Annotated in this window: 21 protein-coding genes and 2 tRNA genes; 14 read left to right on the top strand and 9 right to left on the bottom strand. The window is 62.8% G+C overall.

All coding sequences use genetic code 11. From position 1 onward, the window contains the following. Window positions 1-109 precede the first annotated feature (109 nt). On the top strand, window positions 110-571 hold the full coding sequence (locus tag ACODSO_RS03185; protein ID WP_489034966.1) for a cupin domain-containing protein: 462 nt from the start codon (window positions 110-112) through the stop codon (window positions 569-571). A 3-nt stretch (window positions 572-574) separates the two neighbouring features. Here the strand turns inward: ACODSO_RS03185 and ACODSO_RS03180 are convergent, their stop codons facing one another. After that, the gene (locus tag ACODSO_RS03180) at window positions 575-970 is read right to left on the bottom strand and encodes a globin (RefSeq protein ID WP_489034964.1); all 396 of its coding nucleotides are present in this window, start codon (window positions 968-970) and stop codon (window positions 575-577) included. Between the two features lie 60 nt (window positions 971-1,030). Further along, window positions 1,031-2,002: a mechanosensitive ion channel family protein gene (locus ACODSO_RS03175; RefSeq protein ID WP_489034962.1), complete on the bottom strand. Its 972-nt coding sequence runs from the start codon at window positions 2,000-2,002 to the stop codon at window positions 1,031-1,033. Window positions 2,003-2,195: 193 nt separating this feature from the next. Between ACODSO_RS03175 and ACODSO_RS03170 the strand changes: the two genes are divergently transcribed. The 3 genes from ACODSO_RS03170 to ACODSO_RS03160 all read left to right on the top strand — a co-directional run bounded on the left by ACODSO_RS03170 (window position 2,196) and on the right by ACODSO_RS03160 (window position 3,685). Then, window positions 2,196-2,843 carry an HNH endonuclease gene (locus ACODSO_RS03170; RefSeq protein ID WP_197480920.1) on the top strand — a complete coding sequence of 216 codons (648 nt, stop codon included), beginning with the start codon at window positions 2,196-2,198 and terminating at the stop codon, window positions 2,841-2,843. A gap of 127 nt (window positions 2,844-2,970) precedes the next feature. Beyond that, the gene (gene ctaJ, locus ACODSO_RS03165; protein ID WP_489034961.1) at window positions 2,971-3,222 is read left to right on the top strand and encodes an aa3-type cytochrome oxidase subunit CtaJ; all 252 of its coding nucleotides are present in this window, start codon (window positions 2,971-2,973) and stop codon (window positions 3,220-3,222) included. Next, window positions 3,209-3,685: a DUF5130 family protein gene (locus ACODSO_RS03160; protein WP_489034959.1), complete on the top strand. Its 477-nt coding sequence runs from the start codon at window positions 3,209-3,211 to the stop codon at window positions 3,683-3,685. Before ctaJ ends, ACODSO_RS03160 begins: the two co-directional genes overlap by 14 nt. Before the next feature lie 68 nt (window positions 3,686-3,753). Here ACODSO_RS03160 and pepN read toward each other — a convergent pair whose 3' ends face one another. After that, entirely contained in the window at window positions 3,754-6,327 is a 2,574-nt protein-coding gene (gene pepN, locus ACODSO_RS03155) for an aminopeptidase N (RefSeq protein ID WP_489034957.1), read from the bottom strand. Between the two features lie 160 nt (window positions 6,328-6,487). On the opposite strand from pepN, the gene ACODSO_RS03150 reads away from it, so the two are divergent. Beyond that, the gene (locus ACODSO_RS03150) at window positions 6,488-7,105 is read left to right on the top strand and encodes a mycothiol-dependent nitroreductase Rv2466c family protein (RefSeq protein ID WP_068378547.1); all 618 of its coding nucleotides are present in this window, start codon (window positions 6,488-6,490) and stop codon (window positions 7,103-7,105) included. Between the two features lie 73 nt (window positions 7,106-7,178). Here ACODSO_RS03150 and ACODSO_RS03145 read toward each other — a convergent pair whose 3' ends face one another. Continuing rightward, window positions 7,179-7,856, bottom strand: coding sequence for a DUF429 domain-containing protein (locus ACODSO_RS03145; protein ID WP_489034956.1), 678 nt, complete (start codon window positions 7,854-7,856; stop codon window positions 7,179-7,181). A gap of 16 nt (window positions 7,857-7,872) precedes the next feature. Between ACODSO_RS03145 and ACODSO_RS03140 the strand changes: the two genes are divergently transcribed. After that, a complete protein-coding gene (locus ACODSO_RS03140) occupies window positions 7,873-8,376 on the top strand; it encodes a ribose-5-phosphate isomerase (RefSeq protein WP_489034955.1) in 504 nt (167 codons plus the stop codon). Between the two features lie 2 nt (window positions 8,377-8,378). Beyond that, window positions 8,379-9,176 (top strand): Fpg/Nei family DNA glycosylase, encoded by a 798-nt coding sequence (locus ACODSO_RS03135; RefSeq protein ID WP_489034953.1) that lies wholly within the window; start codon window positions 8,379-8,381, stop codon window positions 9,174-9,176. Here the strand turns inward: ACODSO_RS03135 and ACODSO_RS03130 are convergent. Next, a complete protein-coding gene (locus tag ACODSO_RS03130) occupies window positions 9,173-9,988 on the bottom strand; it encodes a DUF1542 domain-containing protein (protein ID WP_489034952.1) in 816 nt (271 codons plus the stop codon). The genes ACODSO_RS03135 and ACODSO_RS03130 overlap by 4 nt on opposite strands. A gap of 137 nt (window positions 9,989-10,125) precedes the next feature. Here ACODSO_RS03130 and ACODSO_RS03125 point away from each other — a divergent pair, with 137 nt between their 5' ends. Next, the gene (locus ACODSO_RS03125; RefSeq protein WP_489034950.1) at window positions 10,126-10,878 is read left to right on the top strand and encodes a maleylpyruvate isomerase N-terminal domain-containing protein; all 753 of its coding nucleotides are present in this window, start codon (window positions 10,126-10,128) and stop codon (window positions 10,876-10,878) included. A gap of 224 nt (window positions 10,879-11,102) precedes the next feature. On the opposite strand, the gene ACODSO_RS03120 is transcribed toward ACODSO_RS03125, so the two are convergent. After that, window positions 11,103-11,173 (bottom strand) — tRNA-Gly (locus ACODSO_RS03120). A gap of 185 nt (window positions 11,174-11,358) precedes the next feature. Here ACODSO_RS03120 and ACODSO_RS03115 point away from each other — a divergent pair. From ACODSO_RS03115 to clpX, 5 genes are all read left to right on the top strand, one after another. Continuing rightward, window positions 11,359-11,432: transfer RNA gene (locus tag ACODSO_RS03115), tRNA-Pro, on the top strand. 149 nt (window positions 11,433-11,581) lie between these two features. Then, the gene (tig, locus tag ACODSO_RS03110) at window positions 11,582-12,958 is read left to right on the top strand and encodes a trigger factor (RefSeq protein WP_338891147.1); all 1,377 of its coding nucleotides are present in this window, start codon (window positions 11,582-11,584) and stop codon (window positions 12,956-12,958) included. Window positions 12,959-13,039: 81 nt separating this feature from the next. Continuing rightward, window positions 13,040-13,690 (top strand): ATP-dependent Clp protease proteolytic subunit, encoded by a 651-nt coding sequence (locus tag ACODSO_RS03105; RefSeq protein ID WP_082898031.1) that lies wholly within the window; start codon window positions 13,040-13,042, stop codon window positions 13,688-13,690. 45 nt (window positions 13,691-13,735) lie between these two features. Continuing rightward, a complete protein-coding gene (locus ACODSO_RS03100; protein ID WP_068378558.1) occupies window positions 13,736-14,377 on the top strand; it encodes an ATP-dependent Clp protease proteolytic subunit in 642 nt (213 codons plus the stop codon). 317 nt (window positions 14,378-14,694) lie between these two features. Then, a complete protein-coding gene (gene clpX / locus ACODSO_RS03095; RefSeq protein WP_068378592.1) occupies window positions 14,695-15,975 on the top strand; it encodes an ATP-dependent Clp protease ATP-binding subunit ClpX in 1,281 nt (426 codons plus the stop codon). A gap of 72 nt (window positions 15,976-16,047) precedes the next feature. Here clpX and ACODSO_RS03090 read toward each other — a convergent pair whose 3' ends face one another. The 3 genes from ACODSO_RS03090 to ACODSO_RS03080 all read right to left on the bottom strand — a co-directional run bounded on the left by ACODSO_RS03090 (window position 16,048) and on the right by ACODSO_RS03080 (window position 19,195). After that, complete coding sequence (locus tag ACODSO_RS03090) at window positions 16,048-16,878, bottom strand: N-acyl homoserine lactonase family protein (RefSeq protein WP_489034946.1); 831 nt, start codon at window positions 16,876-16,878, stop codon at window positions 16,048-16,050. Window positions 16,879-16,887: 9 nt separating this feature from the next. Further along, a complete protein-coding gene (locus tag ACODSO_RS03085; RefSeq protein WP_489034945.1) occupies window positions 16,888-18,246 on the bottom strand; it encodes an MFS transporter in 1,359 nt (452 codons plus the stop codon). Window positions 18,247-18,499: 253 nt separating this feature from the next. Beyond that, window positions 18,500-19,195: a TetR/AcrR family transcriptional regulator gene (locus tag ACODSO_RS03080; RefSeq protein WP_489034943.1), complete on the bottom strand. Its 696-nt coding sequence runs from the start codon at window positions 19,193-19,195 to the stop codon at window positions 18,500-18,502. 124 nt (window positions 19,196-19,319) lie between these two features. Between ACODSO_RS03080 and ACODSO_RS03075 the strand changes: the two genes are divergently transcribed. Beyond that, entirely contained in the window at window positions 19,320-20,210 is an 891-nt protein-coding gene (locus tag ACODSO_RS03075) for a shikimate dehydrogenase (RefSeq protein ID WP_489034941.1), read from the top strand. The last annotated feature ends 31 nt before the right edge of the window (window positions 20,211-20,241 follow it).

Below are 20,241 nucleotides of genomic sequence, written 5' to 3'. Positions count from 1 at the left end.
CGTGCGCAATTACACACCGTATTGCCGGTTTTGTACGGTAAAACAGTCTCTTTGTCCGAAATATGAGGTACCGTTTCGGACGAAACCGGAGCGAGGGGTACGACACACAATGACCGAACAGTCGATCGAGGCAGTACGCCTGAGTGAAGTGATGCTGCAGCCGAGTCCCATCAACCCGGACTGGATCCTCGATGGCACACCGGAGGCCCGCATGGCCGAGTGGTCACGCAGCGCGGACGGAACGACCACAACGAACGTCTGGGATTGCACAGCGGGCCGTTTCCGGTGGTTCTTCGCCGTCGACGAAATCGTGCACATCATGGACGGCTCGGTGACCGTGTCGTCGGACGAGCTTCCTGCGCGGACGCTTGTTGCGGGTGACGCGGCCCTGTTTCGTGCGGGTACGTGGTCGGAGTGGCACGTCGAAGACTATGTGCGCAAACACGCAATACTCCGCCAGCATCTTCCGCCCTCCCTACTGCTCGCTCTGAAGTTCGCCGGCAACGTGCGCGGCGCACTTCGTCGGGCCAGGGGGCTCGGACGGATAGAACCGGTGTCGTCAGGCCTCTGACGCTCAGATCGCCGAATTCACCATCGAATTCGCTGCCATCTCCATGTAGTCGACCAGCTGTGCGCGGTGAGTCTCGTCCAGTACCGAGTCATCGATCGACGCGATGGCAATGTGCATGCATCGCAACCACGCGTCGCGCTCGATCGGACCGATCCGAAAGCCCGCGTGCCGCATGCGGAGTCGGGGGTGTCCGCGCTCGTCGGAGTACGTGCGCGGACCGCCCCAGTACTGCTCGAGGAACATCCGCATTCGCCTCTCGGCGGGTGCGAGGTCTTCCTCCGGATACAGCGGTCGAACTATCTCGTCCTTGGCCACTTCTTCGTAGAACTTGGCCGTGAGCTTGTGGAACGTGTCCGCGCCGCCGACCGCGTCGTAGAAGGTCTGCTGCGGTTCGGTCATCGTCTTTTCTCTCCAGTCGCAATTGTCGAACAGGGAACTACACGGCCGGTACGAGCAGTCTTACTTTGCCAGGTCGGCCACGGCGCCACCTTGTCGGCCTTGTGGATACGGCGCCTTGATTCCAGCGTCGTCGAACGCCTGGAGAATTTCGCGATGCAGTCGCCGCTGTACCGACCACTGCACGCCCGGCCTGGTCTTGACTGTAATTCGTATGGTGACGGTATCCGAACTCACGGCGTTGACGCCCAGCATCTCCGGGTCGCCCAACAGGTCGTCCTTGAATGCACCGGATGCGACGACGTCGAGTGCGGTCTTCTCGGCGACCTCGCAGGCGTCGTCGAGATTGGCTGTGTGGGCCACCGGTAGATCGAGCACGGCGACGGCGAACCCCTGGCTCATGTTTCCCACTCGAAGAACCTCGCCGTTGCGGCAGTACCAGACTGTGCCGTTGACGTCGCGGATGGTCGTCACACGCAATCCGACGCTTTCCACTGTGCCGATTGCTTCCCCCAGGTCGACGACATCGCCGACCCCGTACTGGTCTTCCAGAAGCATGAATATTCCCGACAAGAAGTCGCGGACGAGATTCTGCGCACCGAAGCCGAGCGCGACGCCGACGATTCCCGCCGAGGCGATGAACGGGGTCACATTGACCCCGACCACTGCAAGCACTGACAGGATGAACCACGTAAGGATGACGACGGATACGCCGGACTTCAGGACCGAACCGATTGTTTCGGCGCGTTGTCTGCGCCGCTCCGACAGAATCGAACCCCGCATCGACGACGGTGCACGTTCGCGCAAGGGGCGCAGCAGAGGTGGTTTGCCGGATTCGACGACAGTTCGCCGGGTGAAGCGAGCGATCAGTCGGTGCAGAACTACTCGGAGCACGATCGCGAGGACGACGTAGCCGGCAATCTGTAAAGGTCTGTCCACCAACCAGTCTCGACCCGTTTCGGTCAGTTCGAATGCCCGTGTGTCGAGGGCGAGTGATGACAGGTGGACGGGTGGGCTCGAAGCAAGAACAGACACTTCCAAAGTCTACGGACGACGCGCAGTTTCGCCACCTTCGTGACGAAGGATGCTCCGTTGGCCCGAAGTTCACGGTTCGGCAAACGGGATTATGACGGAAAGGGGTGTGCAGAAGCGGTGTTTTCGTGTTCCACTGTCTCACGTGTTCCACGCAAGCCATGCGCGGACGCCGACCTCTTTCGGGAGAACACCCATGAAGAACAAGCAACACCGTCATCGACAACTCCTGCCCACCGATGTTCACGACACCGCAGACCAGCGGGAACGGATATCGGGGGCTTCTCCACTACATGTTGTATCTCCTGGTGAGGACGTCGTTCCCGCCTGGGTCAAGCGCCGGGTGCTGCTTCTGAATGCCACCTTCGAGCCGCTGACCGCCCTGCCGATGCGTCGCGCAGTGGTTTTGCTCGTATGCAACAAGGCCGACGTCGTCCACGACGACCCGTCCGGGCCCTATATCCGCTCGGCCGACTTCTCGGTCCAGGTGCCCTCTGTGATCCGACTGAGAACCTTTGTCCGTGTGCCGTACCGCGCGAGAGTCCCGATGACCCGGGCCGCGCTCATGCATCGCGATCGGTTCCGATGCGCGTACTGCGGCGCCAAGGCGGAGACCGTGGACCACGTCGTTCCGCGTAGTCGAGGTGGTGAGCATTCATGGGAAAACTGTGTCGCGTGTTGTGCGCCGTGCAATCACCGCAAAGCCGACAAGATGCTCAGTGAGCTGGGTTGGGCGCTCCGCGCGCAACTCGTTCCGCCGAAGGGTCCGCACTGGCGGTTGCTGGCGAGCAACAAGGAACTCGATCCGTCGTGGTTGGCCTACCTGGGTGAAGGTGCGGCCTGATCCAGGTCGGCGGGGTCAGTTTTGGTAGGTGCCTGGTTTGTCCGTTGCGGGGCGCGGTCGGTGTACTTCGCCCTGGAACGTGACCCGGCGTCGCTCTGCGGCCAAAAGTCGGCTAACGTCACACCCTGTGAGCATTCTCGAGACACTGCTGTTATTCGGCGTGATACCGGCCGCGTTGGTCGGCATCATCGGCGCACTGTCCTTCGTCGCCGACAGGCAGCCCGGCATGAGCGTCACGCCGTACACGCTGTCGGAGAAGTGGACACGTGAACCATTGCTGTGGAGCGCGACCGACGAGGTGACACCGCACGGTGGGCACGGCGGTTCGCACGCATCCACCGCGGATTCGATCGGAGGGTCGGCAAGTGGCAAGTGGTGAACTGGTCAAGAGTCACGTCGATGTCGACGACCTGCCGTACGGGTCTGCCTTGACCTCGAGCGGACGAGTGTCGGCTGCGCACGAGTTCGGAACCGCGAATCCGACGCATCTTCCGTTCGCGACGCAAGATCTCGTTGCCCTCGACGACGCCCTCGCTGAAGCGACGCGTGCGACGCAGATTCGCTTCAATGTGTACGTCGGTGATCTCGGCGACGATGTCGTGGCCGGTGCCAACGATGTGTTCCCGGGTACACCGGACGCGATCCGCTCGATTCTGATCGCAGTGGATCCCAACAACAAGGCAATCGAGATCCGCACCGGTCGTCGAGTGTCCGATCGCGCGACCGATCGTGTCGCGCAGCTGGGCATCACTGCCGCCGTCGGGCCCTTCCGTGACGGAAACCTGATCGACGGGCTGGTCAGCTCGGTACGTGTCATGGCTGCGGCGATCGTCAGTCCATAGGAACTCACACCGATTCACAAGAAATGCGCCGTTCATTCGAACGGCGCATTTCTTGTTTCTGCAGTAGGTCAGCTCGCGTCGAACTCCCGCGCCGCGAGCGCACGCACGATTCCCGCGCGGCCCTCGATCACCAGACGACGTAGCGCAGGCGCCAGATCCTTCTCCAGGAACCTGTCCGCGACAGCGACGGAATCGGCGTCGATCGACCACGATGGGTACAGGCCGATCACCACGGTTTGCGCGACTTCACTGGACCGCCGAGCCCAGACCTTTTCGATCGCGGCGAAATAGCGGTCCACGTACGGTTCCAGTAGTTCCGTCTGGCCGGGGCCGGCGAAACCGCCGACGATCGAACGGGCCGTGATGTTGGGAACAGAGTCGTCGTCGACCACCGTCGTCCACGCTTGTTCCTTGACCGCGCTGTCCGGTCGTATTGCCCGTGCCGCTGCGGCGGAACGGGCGCCCGCCGCGGTGTTGTCCCGAGCGGCCTCGGCGTCGATGACGGGGGAGTCGATACCGTCGCTGTCGATGGCACCGGCTGCCGCGAGAGCGGACACCAGCCGCCACCGCAGATCGGTGTCGACGTCGAGACCGTCGAGTCTCTGCCGAGCGGCGTCACCTTCGAGCAGCGCCTGCAGGACGGTCACGTGACGGTCCGACAATGCCGAACCTGCCAGTGCGTTGACGAACGCCAGCTGATGATCGGAACCGGACTCCGCGGCGCGAGCGCATTCGAGCAGCGTGTCGGCGAACTCGGGCTGGCCGTGCTCGGCGGCCCAGCCGGGCTCGGCGTAGCTGGTGATCGCCGTCTGGGCCTGCAACAGAAGTCGCTGAACGACGCCGACCTCGGTCTCGGCTCCGATCCCGCGCTGAACGAGAGCGACGAAATCACGAGCCTTCATCTCTGCCTGCCGGGTCATCTCCCACGCCGCCGACCACGCAAGGGTGCGGGGGAGGGACTCGGCGATATCACCGATCCGCGCGACGAGCACCGACAGCGAGTCGGGATCGAGCCGAACGGCGCAGTAGGTGAGATCATCGTCGTTGACGAGAACCAGCTTGCCGCGCGGGACACCGACCAGAGCGGGAACATCGGTGCTCTCGGCCGCGTCCAGATCGAGTTCGACGCGTTCGGTGCGCACGAGCTTGCCGCCCTCGTCGTCGTAGATTCCGACGGCGATCCGGTGCACTCGATGCTCGCCTGCACCCGGGGCCGCGCCGCTCTGCTTGACCGCGAACCGGGTGAACTTGCCGTCGGTGTCGACGTCGAAGTCCGGGCTCAGCGTGTTCAAGCCGGTGGTGCGCAACCACTGGGTTCCCCAGTCCGAAAGATCGCGGCCCGATGACTTCTCCAGTGCTGTAAGAAGATCCGAGAAGGTAGCGTTTCCGAAAGCATGGTCGACGAAGTAGCTGCGGAGTCCGGCGAGGAAGTCTTCCTTACCGACGTACGCCACGAGCTGTTTGAGAACGCTCGCGCCCTTCGCATAGGTGATGCCGTCGAAGTTGACCTCCACTGCTGCGAGATCGGGGATGTCCGCGGCGATCGGATGAGTGGAGGGTAGCTGGTCCTGACGGTACGCCCACGCCTTCTCGACGTTGGCGAACGTCGTCCATGCGTTGCTGTATTCCGTTGCCTCCGACTGGCACAGCACCGAGGCGAACGTCGCAAACGATTCGTTGAGCCACAGGTCGTCCCACCACGTCATGGTCACCAGGTCGCCGAACCACATGTGCGCCATCTCGTGGAGAACGGTCTCGGCGCGGCGTTCGTACGAGTAGCGAGTCACCTTGGAACGGAAGACGTAGTCCTCCAAGTAGGTGACCGCGCCGGCGTTTTCCATCGCGCCTGCATTGAACTCGGGCACGAAGAGCTGGTCGTACTTCCCGAATGCATACGGTGTGCCGAAGTTTGCGTGGTAGAAGCCGAAACCCTGCTTGGTTTCGGTGAAGAGACGCTCGGCGTCCATGTAGTCGGCAAGCGATGCGCGGCAGTAGATGCCGAGGGGGATCGTGCCGTGATCGTCGGAATACGAGTCGGTCCACTCTGCGTACGGACCGGCGATCAACGCGACGAGGTAGGTGCTCATCAGCGGAGTCGTGGAGAAGACGTGTTCACCCGCAACGGGTTCCGTTGCATGTGCCGAGTTGGAAATGACTTTCCAGCTGTCGGGAGCAGTCACCTTCAGGTCGAACGTCGCCTTCAGGTCCGGCTGGTCGAAGCAGGCGAACATGCGCTTGGCGTCGGCAGTTTCGAACTGCGAGTACAGGTAGACCGAACCGTCCGACGGATCGACGAAACGGTGCAGTCCCTCGCCGGTGTGCGAGTAGAGGCAATCGGCGACGACAGTCAGCTCGTTGTTCTCAGCGAGGTTCTCGAGCGTGATACCGGTCTCTTCGTCGTACCCTGAGACGTCGAGTTCGGCTCCGTTGAGAACGGCTGACGTGATGCTGTCGGCGACGATGTCGACGAATGTCGAGGCCCCGGGTGTCGCCGTGAACGTGATGGTCGTCGTCGACAGGAAGGTCTTCACACTCGGTTCACCGGACCCGTCGGTCAGGTCCAGAACGATCGAATAGGTGGGATTGCCGAGCACGGCGGATCGTGCTGCAGCGTCATCGCGAGTCAGGTTGGGAGCAACCACGTCAGTCAAGCACCTTCTCCAGTAGGAAACGTTTGATGCCACCATCCCATCACGTCGTGGGTTCGGCATGCCGGACAAGGGAGGCCGTGGAATGCTTCGGCGGTGTCTGCGGTTGAGTGTGCGGACAGGACCTATTCGCTCGAATACGAAGGAGCCTCACGTGAGTGGCAGCGCGCAGAAGGACACTGCGGATTTCTGGTTCGACCCCCTCTGCCCATGGTGCTGGATCACCTCACGGTGGATTCTCGAGGTGGAGAAGGTCCGCGATATCGACGTCAACTTCCACGTGATGTCTCTCGCGGTTCTGAACGAGGGCCGTGACCTGCCCGAGAACTACGCGGAAATGATGAAGACGGCGTGGGGCCCGGTGCGCGTCGCGATCGCAGCCGCACAGTCCGAGGGCGACAAGATCCTGCCACCGCTGTACACCGCGCTCGGTACACGTATTCACAACGAGGGCAACAAGGATTTTCCCGAGGTCATCGAGCAGGCGCTCGCCGAACTCTCTCTGCCCGCCGAACTTGCCAAGGCCGCCGACAGCTCGGAATACGACGAGGCACTCCGAACGAGCCACCACGCGGGCATGGACAAGGTCGGCCCCGACGTCGGCACGCCGACCATCCACGTCAACGGCGTCGCGTTCTTCGGTCCGGTCCTCTCACGTATCCCGCGTGGCGAAGAGGCCGGCAAGCTGTGGGATGCGTCGGTCATCTTCGCGTCGTATCCGCACTTCTTCGAGCTCAAGCGCACCCGTAACGAAGAGCCTCAGTTCGACTAGGCGATCCTCGCCAGTGGCGCGGTCAAGTGCATTGCAGTGCACCTAACCGCGCCACTGGAGGCGGAGTCGACCGTCAGGCGACGATTCGATCCGAGCTGTCCGTCGTTCCGAATGAGCGATGTTCGCCGCGGCTGAATCGCCATGCCGACCATGCTGCTGCGGCCGCGTCGAGTGCGTCGTCGAGAGCTGGGCCAACGGGAAGTCGCGCCAACCCATCGGCGAGGTTGTGCGGGTCGACCCACCGGCTCAGTGCCGCCATTCGCTGTCCTGCTCCGCGTCCCGACTTCTTGGACGCGAATGTGACATCGGGCGCCATCAGCCGGAACGAGCACTCTGGATGAACCTCGACCACGCGTTCAGTGTCGAACGAGATCGACTGCCAGGAACGAATTGCGGGCATCAGATGCCATGTCTGCATGCTGATCGCCTTGCCGGTGATGTCGCGTGAGATCACACAGGCGTCGGCGTAGGACGTCGCCTCGACTGCGGCGTGAACCGGGGTGTGGAAGATCGACGACCGGGCAGGTCCGAGAAATATCTTGGCTTCGACTTCGCTGGCCCGGTATCCCTTGGTCGGCATCGTCAGGGGCATATCGACGCCAACTGTTGTGCACGACGCAGTCGCGGCAAGAACCGACTCGGCATCGTGCTCGACCGTCCAGTCCACCCGATCGCCGTCGAACCGAGCGATCACCCACTTGCCCTTCGCGCCGTCGACTCCGGCCACCGTATTTTCCGTGCGCGAACTCACCTGTCAGACTCTATGCATGCGCGTATACCTGGGTGCAGACCATGCCGGTCTCGAGTTCAAGAATCAGATCATCGAACACCTCACGGCCACCGGGCACGAGCCCGTCGACTGTGGGGCCTTCGATTACGACCCCGTCGACGACTACCCCGCGTTCTGCATCGATGCCGCCCGCCGCGTCGTCGCCGATCCAGGCAGCCGCGGCCTCGTCCTCGGGGGCTCGGGCAACGGAGAGCAGATCGCCGCGAACAAGGTGCCGGGTGCCCGATGTGCTCTTGCATGGAGCGTGGAAACGGCCAAGCTCGCCCGAGAGCACAACGACGCGCAGCTGATCGGAATCGGCGGGCGCATGCATACGCTTCCCGAGGCTCTCGCCATCGTCGACGCTTTCCTTGGCACTGCCTTCTCCGGGGAGGAACGCCATCAGCGTCGCATCGACATCCTGTCCGAGTACGAGCGCAGCGGTGAGGCTCCGGCAGTTCCCGGCGGCGAAGCCTTCGACAATTCCGTGAAGCCTGCCTGACCTTGCCAGAGGGACACACGCTGCACCGACTGGCGGGTCTTCATCAACGACGGTTCGGCGGGGCGCCGGTAGAGGTGAGCAGTCCGCAGGGACGGTTCACCTCCGGCGCCGCGCTGATCGACGGCCTGGTGCTCGAACGGGCCGAGGCGTGGGGAAAGCATCTGCTGCACCGCTACGAGTCGGATCTGATCGTCCACATCCATCTTGGGCTGTATGGGAAGTTCTCGGATCAGACTGTCCCGATGGACGACCCCGTCGGCGCAGTGCGTCTGCGGATGGTCGGGGAGAAGTACGGGACCGATCTACGTGGGCCCACCGCGTGCGAGATCTACACCGACCAGCAGGTCGATTCTCTTCTTGCGCGGCTCGGCCCCGATCCGATTCGTAAAGACGCCGACCCGGAACAGGCGTGGAAGCGAATCAGCAAGTCGCGCACACCTATCGGTACCCTCCTTATGGATCAGAAGGTGCTCGCGGGTGTGGGGAATGTGTACCGCGCCGAGATCTTGTTTCGGCACGAGATCAACCCGATGCGCCCAGGCAAAGACCTCGACCACGCGGAATGGGATGCACTATGGCTCGATCTGGTCGACCTGATGAAGATCGGCGTCCGTAAGGGAAAGATCATCACCATTCGCCCGGAGGACGATCACGGTGACGGGAGTTACGGAGCGAGACGACCCCGCACCTACGTGTACCGCAGGGCGGGGCGTCCATGTCGCGTCTGTGGAACCGAGATCCTGCATTCGGTGATGCAGGCGAGGAATCTGTTCTGGTGTCCTGTCTGTCAGGCGACCTAGAAGCCTCCGAAGTCTCCGCCGCCGCCGAAGTCTCCTCCGCCGCCCCAGTCGCCGCCGCTGTCACCCATGGCGCCGTATTCCTCGCCGCCGCCCATGTCGCCGCCGCCGTCGCTACCTGCGTCGCCGCCGCCCATGTCGCCGCCTGCGTCGCCGCCTTCGGAACCGTCACCGGATCCGCTGGCGAATTCCTGTTCGCCGTACCCGACGCCGGCCATGCCGGAGAACATCGCCGAGAACAGGAACATCGAACCCACACCCCACGCACCTGCGACAAGCGCTGGGCGCCACCAAGGCTCGGAGTACCACCCGGCAGGCACCGGTCTGCCTGCGACCCGTCCGCCGGGGTAGTAGTTGGGGGTGCGGTCCGAAGGATTCGGTGATGCCTCGACCTGTCGGCCTTCGAAATCGACCTTGCGGTCCTCGGTGACGTGACCGGCCGACTTCTGGCCGGCGATGCCCTGGATCTCCGGTCCTGGGTCCATCCCCATTGCCAGGCGTGCGGCGCGAATGTAGTACAGGCCCTCCAGCGCAGTCTGCTTGGCCAACCGTGCCTGTTCGACGGTCTTTGCCTGATCGATCTGCGACCCGGCGGCGATGTTGCGTTCCGACGCGTCGGCGAGTGCTTGCTTCGAGGGCGTGTCGGTGCCGGATAGGTTGTAGATCTGACCGGCGAGGCGCTCGATGGATTGGCGCGCATCCGCCTTTGCGTCCTCCACAGAGCTTGCGGATCTGGCCGCGTTGTTCTTCTGGCTACGAACGACCAGAAATACAACCGCAGCAACGACGATGACGACGAGTAAGAGAGCTTCCACTGGTTACCGCTTCCTTCGGACGCGTTTCGAGATTCTCGACTTCCGATATGTCCGATCTGCGGACAATTCGGACACAGATCCACGATACGCGTCCGATCAGTCGGTGAACCAGGCTCGGCAGGTGCAAGATCGCGGGTATGACTCCCGACGAGCAGTTGCCGCTTCTGTCCGCCGAATGCAATCTGATGAGCTCCCTCACCCTCGACGATGCCAGTAGTCCGGTTCCGTCGATGCCGGACTGGACGGTCGAGAAGTTGATTCGCCACGTCACGTTCGTGCACCGCATGGCGCTGGCAGCACTGGACACGCCCGCAACCGATGGGATGGCGAAAGTGATTGCAGGAGTGCAGAGGCCGGAGCGTGGTCCTCGCGCGTTCGACGACTATCGCGAATCCGCCGCCGCCATGCTCGACGCCTACTCGGTGGTCGACTACGCGCAGGAAGTTGCGACGTGGGCAGGAGTGGGAACGGCGGACTACTGGATTCGTCGGCAGCTCCACGAAGTCACCGTCCACCGTTTCGACGCGCAGGATGCAGTGCACGCACGGGGAGGTGCCGAACCGGACCCTGCTGACCCGGTCGGTGCTGCGGACGGCGTCGCCGAGTGGGCGGAGTCGTTCCTGGCGAGGGTGCCACTCGAACAACTCCCGCAACTAGCCGGGCGAACGGTCCACCTGCATACCGACGACGGAACCGGCATGGAGCTGTTCCTGGACTTCGGGGGGTCCGAGATTTCGGTGACGCGTGAACACCGCAAGGGTGACGTGGCGTTGCGGGGGTCCGCCCAGAACCTGCTGCTCGCGGTGTGGCGAAGGCGTCCGCTCGCTGTCCTCGACGTCGTCGGCGACGCGTCGGTAGCAGAGGCGCTGTACGACGGGGTTCGGATCTGAGGGTCTTGGTTGGGACCGAATGAGCCTTTCGGTCACTTGGGCGCGAGCGCGGCGCGCGCAGGTTTCAGCGGCTGCGCAGGTTGCAACGTGCGCGTTCGCTGGAAGGTGCGCGGTCAGGCTGGGTTGGGACCGAAACAGACATTCGGTCACCGGCGGGCCGAGCGCACCGAGCACCCACCACAGCACAAAGCCCGCCTCCGCGTTGCGGGGCGGGCTTTGTAGTGAGCCGATGACGAGAATCGAACTCGCGTAGCCTGTTTGGAAGACAGGGGCTCTACCATTGAGCTACATCGGCATGCCCGCGACAACGATGGGATCGCCATCAGCGCCGCGTGCAGTTCGAAACTCTACATAACCTCGGTTCGGGATTACAAATTGCCTGCATGTACAGTCTTCGAAGACGGAAGCGGTGGCCCGGCTGCGGGTACCGCTGGTGTCTGCTGTTCAATGGGACATGTACGTTGAATGGCGTCGGTAAGACGGGGTGTGGCGCAGCTTGGTAGCGCATCCGCTTTGGGAGCGGAGGGTCGCAGGTTCAATTCCTGTCACCCCGACAAAAGAACGAAGCCGGATCCATCGGGTCCGGCTTCGTGCGAAGGATTCACTTCGCCACGGATTCGCCGACGGTCGCCCTACGGCTTGCCGCGAGTGACGAGTGAATCGGACCGACAGCAAGGCACGACCACCAGAAGGAGCATGTCCCGTGAAGAGCACCGTCGAGCAGCTCAGCCCGACGCGAGTCCGTATCAACGTTGAGGTGCCCTTCGAGGAGCTCAAGCCTGATTTCGACCGCGCCTACAAGGCACTCGCGCAGCAGATCCGTCTGCCTGGCTTCCGTCCGGGCAAGGCACCGGCCAAGCTTCTTGAGGCCCGCGTCGGACGCGGCGCAGTGCTCGAGCAGGTCGTCAACGATGCCCTTCCCACGCGCTACTCCGAGGCTGTCTCCAACGAGAAGATCAAGGTGATCGGTCAGCCCGACATCGAGATCACCAAGATCGAGGACGGCGAAGAACTCACGTTCACCGCCGAGGTCGACATTCGTCCCGAGATCGCGCTTCCCGACTACTCGACCATCGACGTCACCGTCGATCCCCTCGAGATCACCGACGAGGCAGTGGACGAGCAGCTTCAGTCTCTGCGTCAGCGGTTCGGAACCCTCACGGGTGTCGACCGTCCGGTTCAGGACGGGGACTTCGTTTCGATCGACCTGTCCGCCACCGTCGACGGTGAAACCGTCGAAGAAGCGTCCGCCAACGGGCTCTCGCACGAGGTCGGATCGGGTCAGCTCATCGAAGGACTCGACGACGCCATCGTCGGTGTATCCGTCGACGAGTCGAAGGACTTCACCTCCACCCTCGTTGCAGGCGAGTTCGCGGGCAAGGAAGCGGTCGTCACCGTCAAGGTCGTCTCCGTGAAGGAGCGCGAGCTGCCCGAGGCCGACGACGAGTTCGCGCAACTTGCAAGCGAGTTCGACACGATCGACGAGCTTCTCGCTGATCTGAAGACGCGTGTCGAGCGTGTGAAGAAGGTCGAGCAGGCCGGCCAGATTCGCGACAAGGTGCTCGAGACGTTGCTCGAGACCCTCGAGATTCCGGCTCCCGAGGCCGTCGTCAAGGCCGAGGTCGACTCGCAGATTCACGAGGCGATTCACGGTCTCGACCACGACGAGGCCAAGCTTGCTGAGCTGCTCGAGTCGCAGGGCTCCAGCCGTGAAGAGTTCGACAAGGACATCAAGGACACGGCCGAGAAGTCGGTGCGCACGCAGCTGCTCCTCGACGCTATCGCCGAGGCCGAGGGCACCCAGGTCGGCCAGGACGAGCTCACCGAGCGGATCATCTTCCAGGCGCAGCGCTACGGCATCTCGCCGGAAGAGTTCATCCAGCAGGTGCAGCAGGCCAACCAGCTCGGTGCGGTGTTCGCAGACGTGCGTCGCGGCAAGGCACTTGCCTCGGTCGTCGACCGCGTGAACGTCACCGACTCCACCGGTGCAGCCGTCGACACGTCCGAGCTTTTCGGTAGTCCCTCAGACACGGAAGAGCCTGCAGCAGGCGATTCTGCCGAGGGTGAACAAGAGAAGTAACGCTGACAGCGAACGACGGCGGTTCCGGGACTCCGGGGCCGCCGTCTTTCGTTAGTGTCTGTATCAGGAACCAACGATCGTATGGAAAAGGCAGGTACCGTGACTGTTCAGAATCCGGCGGCTTCGCACCAGCAGAGTCCCGTCATGACTTCGGCCGCTTCCGGCTTGAATCTCAGTGACTCCGTGTACGAGCGTCTGCTTCGCGAGCGCATCATCTTCCTCGGTACTCAGGTCGACGATGACATCGCGAACAAGCTCTGCGCACAGATTCTTCTGCTCTCCGCCGAGGATCCCACCCGGGACATCTCGCTGTACATCAACTCACCCGGTGGCTCGGTCACCGCGGGCATGGCCATCTTCGACACCATGGAGTTCGCGGAGTGCGACATCGCGACCTATGGAATGGGCCTCGCAGCATCGATGGGGCAGTTCTTGCTCTCGGCAGGTGCCAAGGGCAAGCGCTATGCGCTGCCGCACGCGCGCATCATGATGCACCAGCCGTCCGCGGGTATCGGTGGCAGCGCAAGCGACATCGCGATCATGGCGGAGCAGTTCGCGCACACCAAGCGCGAGATGGCCGAACTCATCGCCCTGCACACCGGTCAGACGGTGGAGCAGATCACCGAGGATTCCGATCGTGACCGGTGGTTCACGGCAGCAGCGGCCAAGGAATACGGCTTCGTCGACCACGTGGTGTCGCGGGCACGGCAGGCAGGCGGCATCGGCGACTAGATCGCCCGGTATCCGAACCTCGAAAACCCACTTCTTGGAGAAACGATGACAAACTTGTTCGAACCGAATCAGATGCCGTCCTCGCGGTACATCCTGCCGTCCTTCGTCGAGCACTCCAGCTACGGCGTCAAGGAGTCGAACCCGTACAACAAGCTGTTCGAGGAGCGCATCATCTTCCTCGGTGTGCAGGTCGACGACGCGTCCGCCAACGATGTGATGGCTCAGCTGCTCGTGCTGGAGGGGCTCGACCCCGATCGCGACATCACGATGTACATCAATTCGCCCGGCGGATCGTTCACCTCGCTGATGGCTATCTACGACACGATGCAGTACGTCCGCGCCGACGTCGCGACCGTCTGCCTCGGACAGGCTGCATCGGCTGCAGCTGTTCTGCTCGCGGCCGGTACCCCCGGCAAGCGCGCCGCTCTGCCCAACGCTCGAGTGCTGATTCACCAGCCGTCCAGCGGTGGAATTCAGGGCCAGGTGTCCGACCTCGAGATCCAGGCGGCCGAGATCGAGCGTATGCGTCGACTCATGGAGACGACGCTGGGACGCCACACCGGTAAGGACCCCGCAGTCATCCGCAAGGACACCGATCGCGACAAGATCCTGACTGCCGAACAGGCAAAAGACTACGGAATCATCGATACTGTCTTCGAGTACCGCAAGTTGTCGGCACAGAAGTAGCCCAAGCGGGTATCTTCGCAGGACCGCTCGAAGGTGTCGAGAGGCGGCGCACGCCGGCGCTCGACACCTTCGGACGCGGACAGCCGCACCGTTTCGAGGCCATCGGAGCGACCATGGCGGCGTAGTTCGGTGACCGGGCTCGAATAGTCAAGAATTCGGGCGGCGAATCACCGGAAACAACTCGCCCGGTTCTGCGGAACACGGGTACGGTCGCATCAGGACTCGAACGCTGTCGATCGAGAAGTTGCTCACGGTTGTATTGGCATCTGCAGGGTGTCCGTCGACCAGACGCGGACAAGGAAGTAGGAACCTCGAACATGGCACGCATCGGTGACGGTGGCGATCTGCTGAAGTGCTCGTTCTGCGGCAAGAGCCAAAAGCAGGTGAAGAAGCTCATTGCAGGTCCAGGTGTGTACATCTGCGACGAGTGCATCGACCTGTGCAACGAGATCATCGAGGAGGAGCTCGCGGAGTCGAGCGAGGTCAAACTCGACGATCTGCCGAAGCCGTCCGAGATCAGGGATTTTCTCGAGAACTACGTGATCGGGCAGGACACCGCCAAGCGGACGCTGGCCGTGGCCGTCTACAACCATTACAAGCGCATTCAAGCAGGGGACAAGGCACGGGACGCCCGCGGGGAAACCGTCGAGCTCGCGAAGTCGAACATCCTTATGCTCGGACCGACCGGTTGCGGCAAGACCTACCTCGCGCAGACGCTGGCCAAGATGCTCAACGTCCCGTTCGCGATCGCCGACGCCACCGCGTTGACCGAGGCCGGGTATGTCGGTGAGGACGTCGAGAACATCCTTCTGAAGCTCATTCAAGCTGCGGACTACGACGTCAAGCGCGCCGAAACCGGCATCATCTACATCGACGAGGTCGACAAGATCGCTCGCAAGAGCGAGAACCCGTCCATCACCCGCGACGTCTCCGGTGAGGGTGTACAGCAGGCGCTGCTGAAGATTCTCGAAGGCACCCAGGCAAGCGTCCCGCCTCAGGGTGGCCGTAAGCATCCGCATCAAGAGTTCATCCAGATCGACACGACGAACGTGCTCTTCATCGTTGCCGGCGCCTTCGCCGGGCTCGAGAAGATCGTGTCCGATCGCGTCGGCAAGCGTGGGCTCGGATTCGGTGCCGAGGTCAGGTCCAAGGCGGAAATCGACACGCAGGACCACTTTGCCGAGGTCATGCCGGAAGATCTGATCAAGTTCGGCCTGATCCCGGAGTTCATCGGTCGTCTGCCGGTTGTCGCGTCGGTGACCAATCTGGACAAGGAATCACTGGTCACAATCCTGTCCGAACCGAAGAACGCACTGGTCAAGCAGTACAGCCGGTTGTTCGAGATGGACAACGTCGAGCTCGAGTTCACCAAGGATGCGCTGGAGGCCATCGCCGACCAAGCAATTCTTCGTGGCACTGGTGCTCGTGGTCTCCGCGCGATCCTCGAAGAGGTTCTCAACCCGGTGATGTTCGACATCCCGAGCCGCGACGACGTGGCCAAGGTCGTCGTGACATCGGAGACCGTCAACGACAACGTGTTGCCCACGATCGTTCCGCGGAAGCCCGAGCGTCCGGAGCGTCGAGACAAGTCGGCGTAGTACAAAGGCAAAACGAAAAGGCCCGGTCATCGAAGTCGATGACCGGGCCTTTTTGCGGTCGACGGCCGAGAGTCATGCGATCACGATGGCGTGGGCGCGGGGGACTGTTGTCACGGGGACGTGCCGACGGGCCACTTCGGGGTCGTGCCCTGGAACCACCAGGTGTGGACCGTCCGCGAGCTCGTTGATCCGGTCGAACGCGAAATACATCCCAGGAACGTCGTGCAGTATCGCGAACGGTGAATCGTCTTCGATGTTTTCGTAGTAGTGACTCGCGTCCGACGCGATCACCACGTGGCCGTCCACAGTCTTGATCCGCACCACTTGCATGCCCGCGGTGTGCCCGCCGACGAGGTGCACCGACAGACCGGGCAACAGCTCCTCGTCGCCCTCGACGAGTCGGAGGCGGCGGCCGACCGACCGGATGTGCGAAACGTCCTTCGTCGAGCTGAGCCACTGCTCCCTGACGTTCCGGCGAGCGAGGGGCCCGGTCCAGTAGCGTAGCTCCTCGGCTTGGACAACGTACTGTGCACGGGGGAGGTCGGCGACAATTCCGGTGTGGTCGTAGTGGAGGTGGGTCAGGACTGCAAGGTCGATCTGCTCCGGAGAGATGCCAAGAGCCGCAATGAGTTCCGTGGGAGATCCGTGATACTCGAGACCGTCCATGTTCGCGGCTGTATCAGGGGCGAGACCGGCATCGATCAACACGGTGTGGGTCTTCGACACCGCCAGCCACACGTAGTAGGCGGTGGGGTGAGGTTCGTGTCCGCGTCCGTCGCAGTAGTGGAAGTGCTGCTCGCGCTTCGCTGTTCGAGATGCGTAGTGCAGAGCGTAGACCGTGAAGCACTCATCCGACGGCGGCCGGATCGCGGCCGCCGTCGGAACGGTGTGGTTGTCCGTCATGTTGGGGTGTCAGACCGTCGCACGAACGGCCGCTTCTTCCTTCTTGGTGAGCCCTAGCTTTTCGGTCGGAACGCGGAACGTTTCACGTGAGGTGGCGACGATCGTGATGTTGATGGCACAGAACACTGCGGTGATGATCGCCACGGGAAACCATGCTCCGATGCCGTCACCGGCGATGGCGCTGGCGATGGTGGGAGCGAATCCGGCTATGGCGAAACCGATCTGCGTTCCGATGGCAGTGCCTGACAGTCGGACCTTGGCAGGGAACATCTCGCCGTAGAACGCCGGCCAGACGCCGCCCGTCGCGCTGTGGACGATACCGAACATGACGATGCCGAAAGCGAAGATCAGAAGGTAGTTGCCCGTCGAGATGGACCACAGGTAACCGAACATCAGAAGTGCACATCCGGTGGAGCCGAAGATGAAGACCGGCTTGCGACCGATGCGATCGGACAGGGCACCGAAGAACGGAAGCGCGAAGAGTGCGGCCACGTTGGCGAGAACGCCGACCCACAGCATCGGAGTGCGATCCAAGCCGACGGTATTGACTGCGTAGGACAGAGCATAGACGCTGAATATCGTGCTGACCGAGGCGATCACGGCTGCGAACACGACGCGGAGCACCGAACGCCAATGATCGGTGAGCAGAGTCGACAGGGGCATCTTCGGCTGCTCTCCCGCGGCGAGTTCTTCCTCGAAAACCGGGGTCTCGTCGAGCGAGCGGCGAATGAGGAATGCGGCGAGAACGACGAATGCACTGAGGAAGAACGGAATTCGCCAGCCCCATGTCAGTAGCTGCTCTTCGGGAAGCATGGCAACAGGAAGGAAGACTGCGGTCGCCAGGATCTGACCGCCCTGGGTTCCGCTGAGGGTGAAGCTGGTGAAGAACGCGCGACGGTTGTCCGGGCTGTGTTCGAGCGTCATGGAATTGGCGCCCGCTTGCTCTCCGCCTGCCGAGAAGCCCTGGCAGAGGCGCAGAAAGACGAGAATGATCGGCGCGGCGATTCCGATGCTGTCGTACGAGGGCAGTAGTCCGACGCCGAGTGTCGCGACGCCCATCAGGAGAACTGTCGCGACGAGCACTCTCTTGCGCCCGTATTGATCGCCGATGTGGCCGAGTACCAGCGCGCCGAGCGGGCGCGCAAGGTAGCCGACACCGAACGTCGCGAGCGCCAGGAGGGTGCCGGTCGCAGCGTTGGATCCAGGGAAGAACACCCGACCGAAGACGAGGGCTGCCGCTGTTCCGTAGATGAAGAAGTCGTAGTACTCGAGCGCACTGCCGACCCAGGCTGCCGTTGCGGCGCGCTTCGGATTGGCGGTGGCCCGTGCACCGTTGTGGTGCGGCTGGGGCGTCGCAGGATCGGTCATCTTCGGATCTCTCTTCGCGTGATCGGGGAGGTGGACACCAGGTCGACGAGCCGAGGTGATCTCGGGCCGGACCGTAATGTACTAAATGGTTAAAACGCGGTGTGAGTAGATATTGAACGTGACCGGGGCCACGTGTCAAGCCCCAAAGAGGTCCAGTCGACAATTTCTTCGGCGCGCTGGGTTCCGGCCACCGGGCAACCACGCGTCGGGACACCGGTCCGTCAGGACGGTGGCGCGTCGGGAAGGTGACGTGTCAGGAAGGCAGGGGAGCGGTCGACGTCAGAAACGCGATGATCATCTCGCCCAACATCGTCCGAAGGTGCTCCCGGTGTGCGGGGTCGGTCAGGTCGCGCCCGAACAGTGCTTGAAAGGTGTAGCGATTGGATAGGCGGAAGACGCAGAAGCTGCTGATGGCCATGTGAACGTCGAGGGCGTCTACGTCCGTGCGGAACAGCCCTTCGGCTTGTCCTCGGGTCAGAATGGATTCGAGCAGTTCCGCGGCGGGGTTGCCGAGGTTGCTCAGGGCCTCGGATTTGCGGATGTGCTCACCGCGGAGGATGTTCTCGGTGGAGACGAGGCGGATGAAGTCCGGGTTGTGCTCGTGGTGGTCGAACGTCAGCGAGGCGATCGCCCGTATCGCCTCGGTGGGGGTCAGCCCCTCCGTGTCGAGCTCGCGTTCACGATCGCGAATCTGGCTGTACGAGCGTTCGAGAACTGCCTGGTACAGCCCTTCTTTGTCGGTGAAGTAGTAGTAGATCATTCGCTTGGTGGTGTGGGTTCGCGCGGCGATTTCGTCGACCCTGGCGCCGGAGTACCCCTTGTCGGCGAACTCGCTCGTCGCCACTTCGAGGATGTTGTGGCGGGTGAGATCGCTGTTGCGTCGGCGCTTGCCGGTGTCCTCGGTGTTGCCGCCCTGCTCGGACGGCTTCTGAGGACGCGGGCGTGTCATGAAACAGCACTCTATCTGCGGATCGGACGTTGGAAACGGTTGGGTGAACGGCTCCCGCGAGGTACTGTGCACTAACTCACTAGTTCGTACATTGTGAATTCACAGCACACAGAGGGAGTCCTGCGTGGACGAATCGTTGGTCTGCGGCCTGATCGGCACAGGCATCGGAAAGTCACTGACCCCGGCTATGCACGAGCGAGAAGGTGCTGCTCAGGGACTGCGCTACGTGTATCGGATCGTCGACATCGAGGCGCTGGCGCTGACGGTGGACGATCTTCCTCGGTTGGTGGACACTGCAGCTGACCTCGGGTTCCGCGGCCTCAACATCACGCACCCCTTCAAGCAATCGGTCATCGACGTTCTCGACGAGCTGTCGGATGACGCTGCCAAGCTCGGAGCGGTCAACACCGTGTTGTTCGACCGGGGGAAGAAGATCGGCCACAACACCGACTGGTCCGGCTTCGGACGAAGCTTCGAGCTCGGGTTGGCAGGTGTCCGGATGGAACAGGTCGTTCAGATCGGGGCGGGCGGAGCCGGAGCCGCAGTGGCATATGCGCTGGCCAGCAAGGGCGTTCGCACGCTGACCGTCATCGATGCCGACCCAGGCCGGGCACGGTCGGCCGCGCGCAGCCTCGAATCGATGTTTCCGGCCACCGAGTTCGCGGCGGCGGGTCCGGCCGATATCGCCGGTGTGCTTGCCGCGGCCGACGGAGTCGTACACGCAACACCGGTCGGGATGATCGCGCATCCGGGTGTTGCATTCGACCCGTCGTTGCTTCGACCCCAGACCTGGGTCGCTGAGGTCGTGTACCGACCGGCGAAGACGGAACTGTTGAGCGCGGCCGAATCCCGTGGGTGCCGGACGTTGAGCGGAACGGGAATGGCCGTGCACCAGGCCGCGGACGCCTTCGAGATATTCACCGGTCGGCCGGCCGACGCGGTCCGCATGTCGGCGCATATGCAGGAGTTGATCGGTCGCGAGGACACGACTTCCCTCGCCGGTGCACTCTCGTGATTCGGACGTCGGTGGCGACGGTCTCGTTGAG

This window comes from Rhodococcus sp. FG69 (genome assembly GCF_057808915.1).
This window is presented reverse-complemented; position numbering and strand designations above follow the sequence as displayed.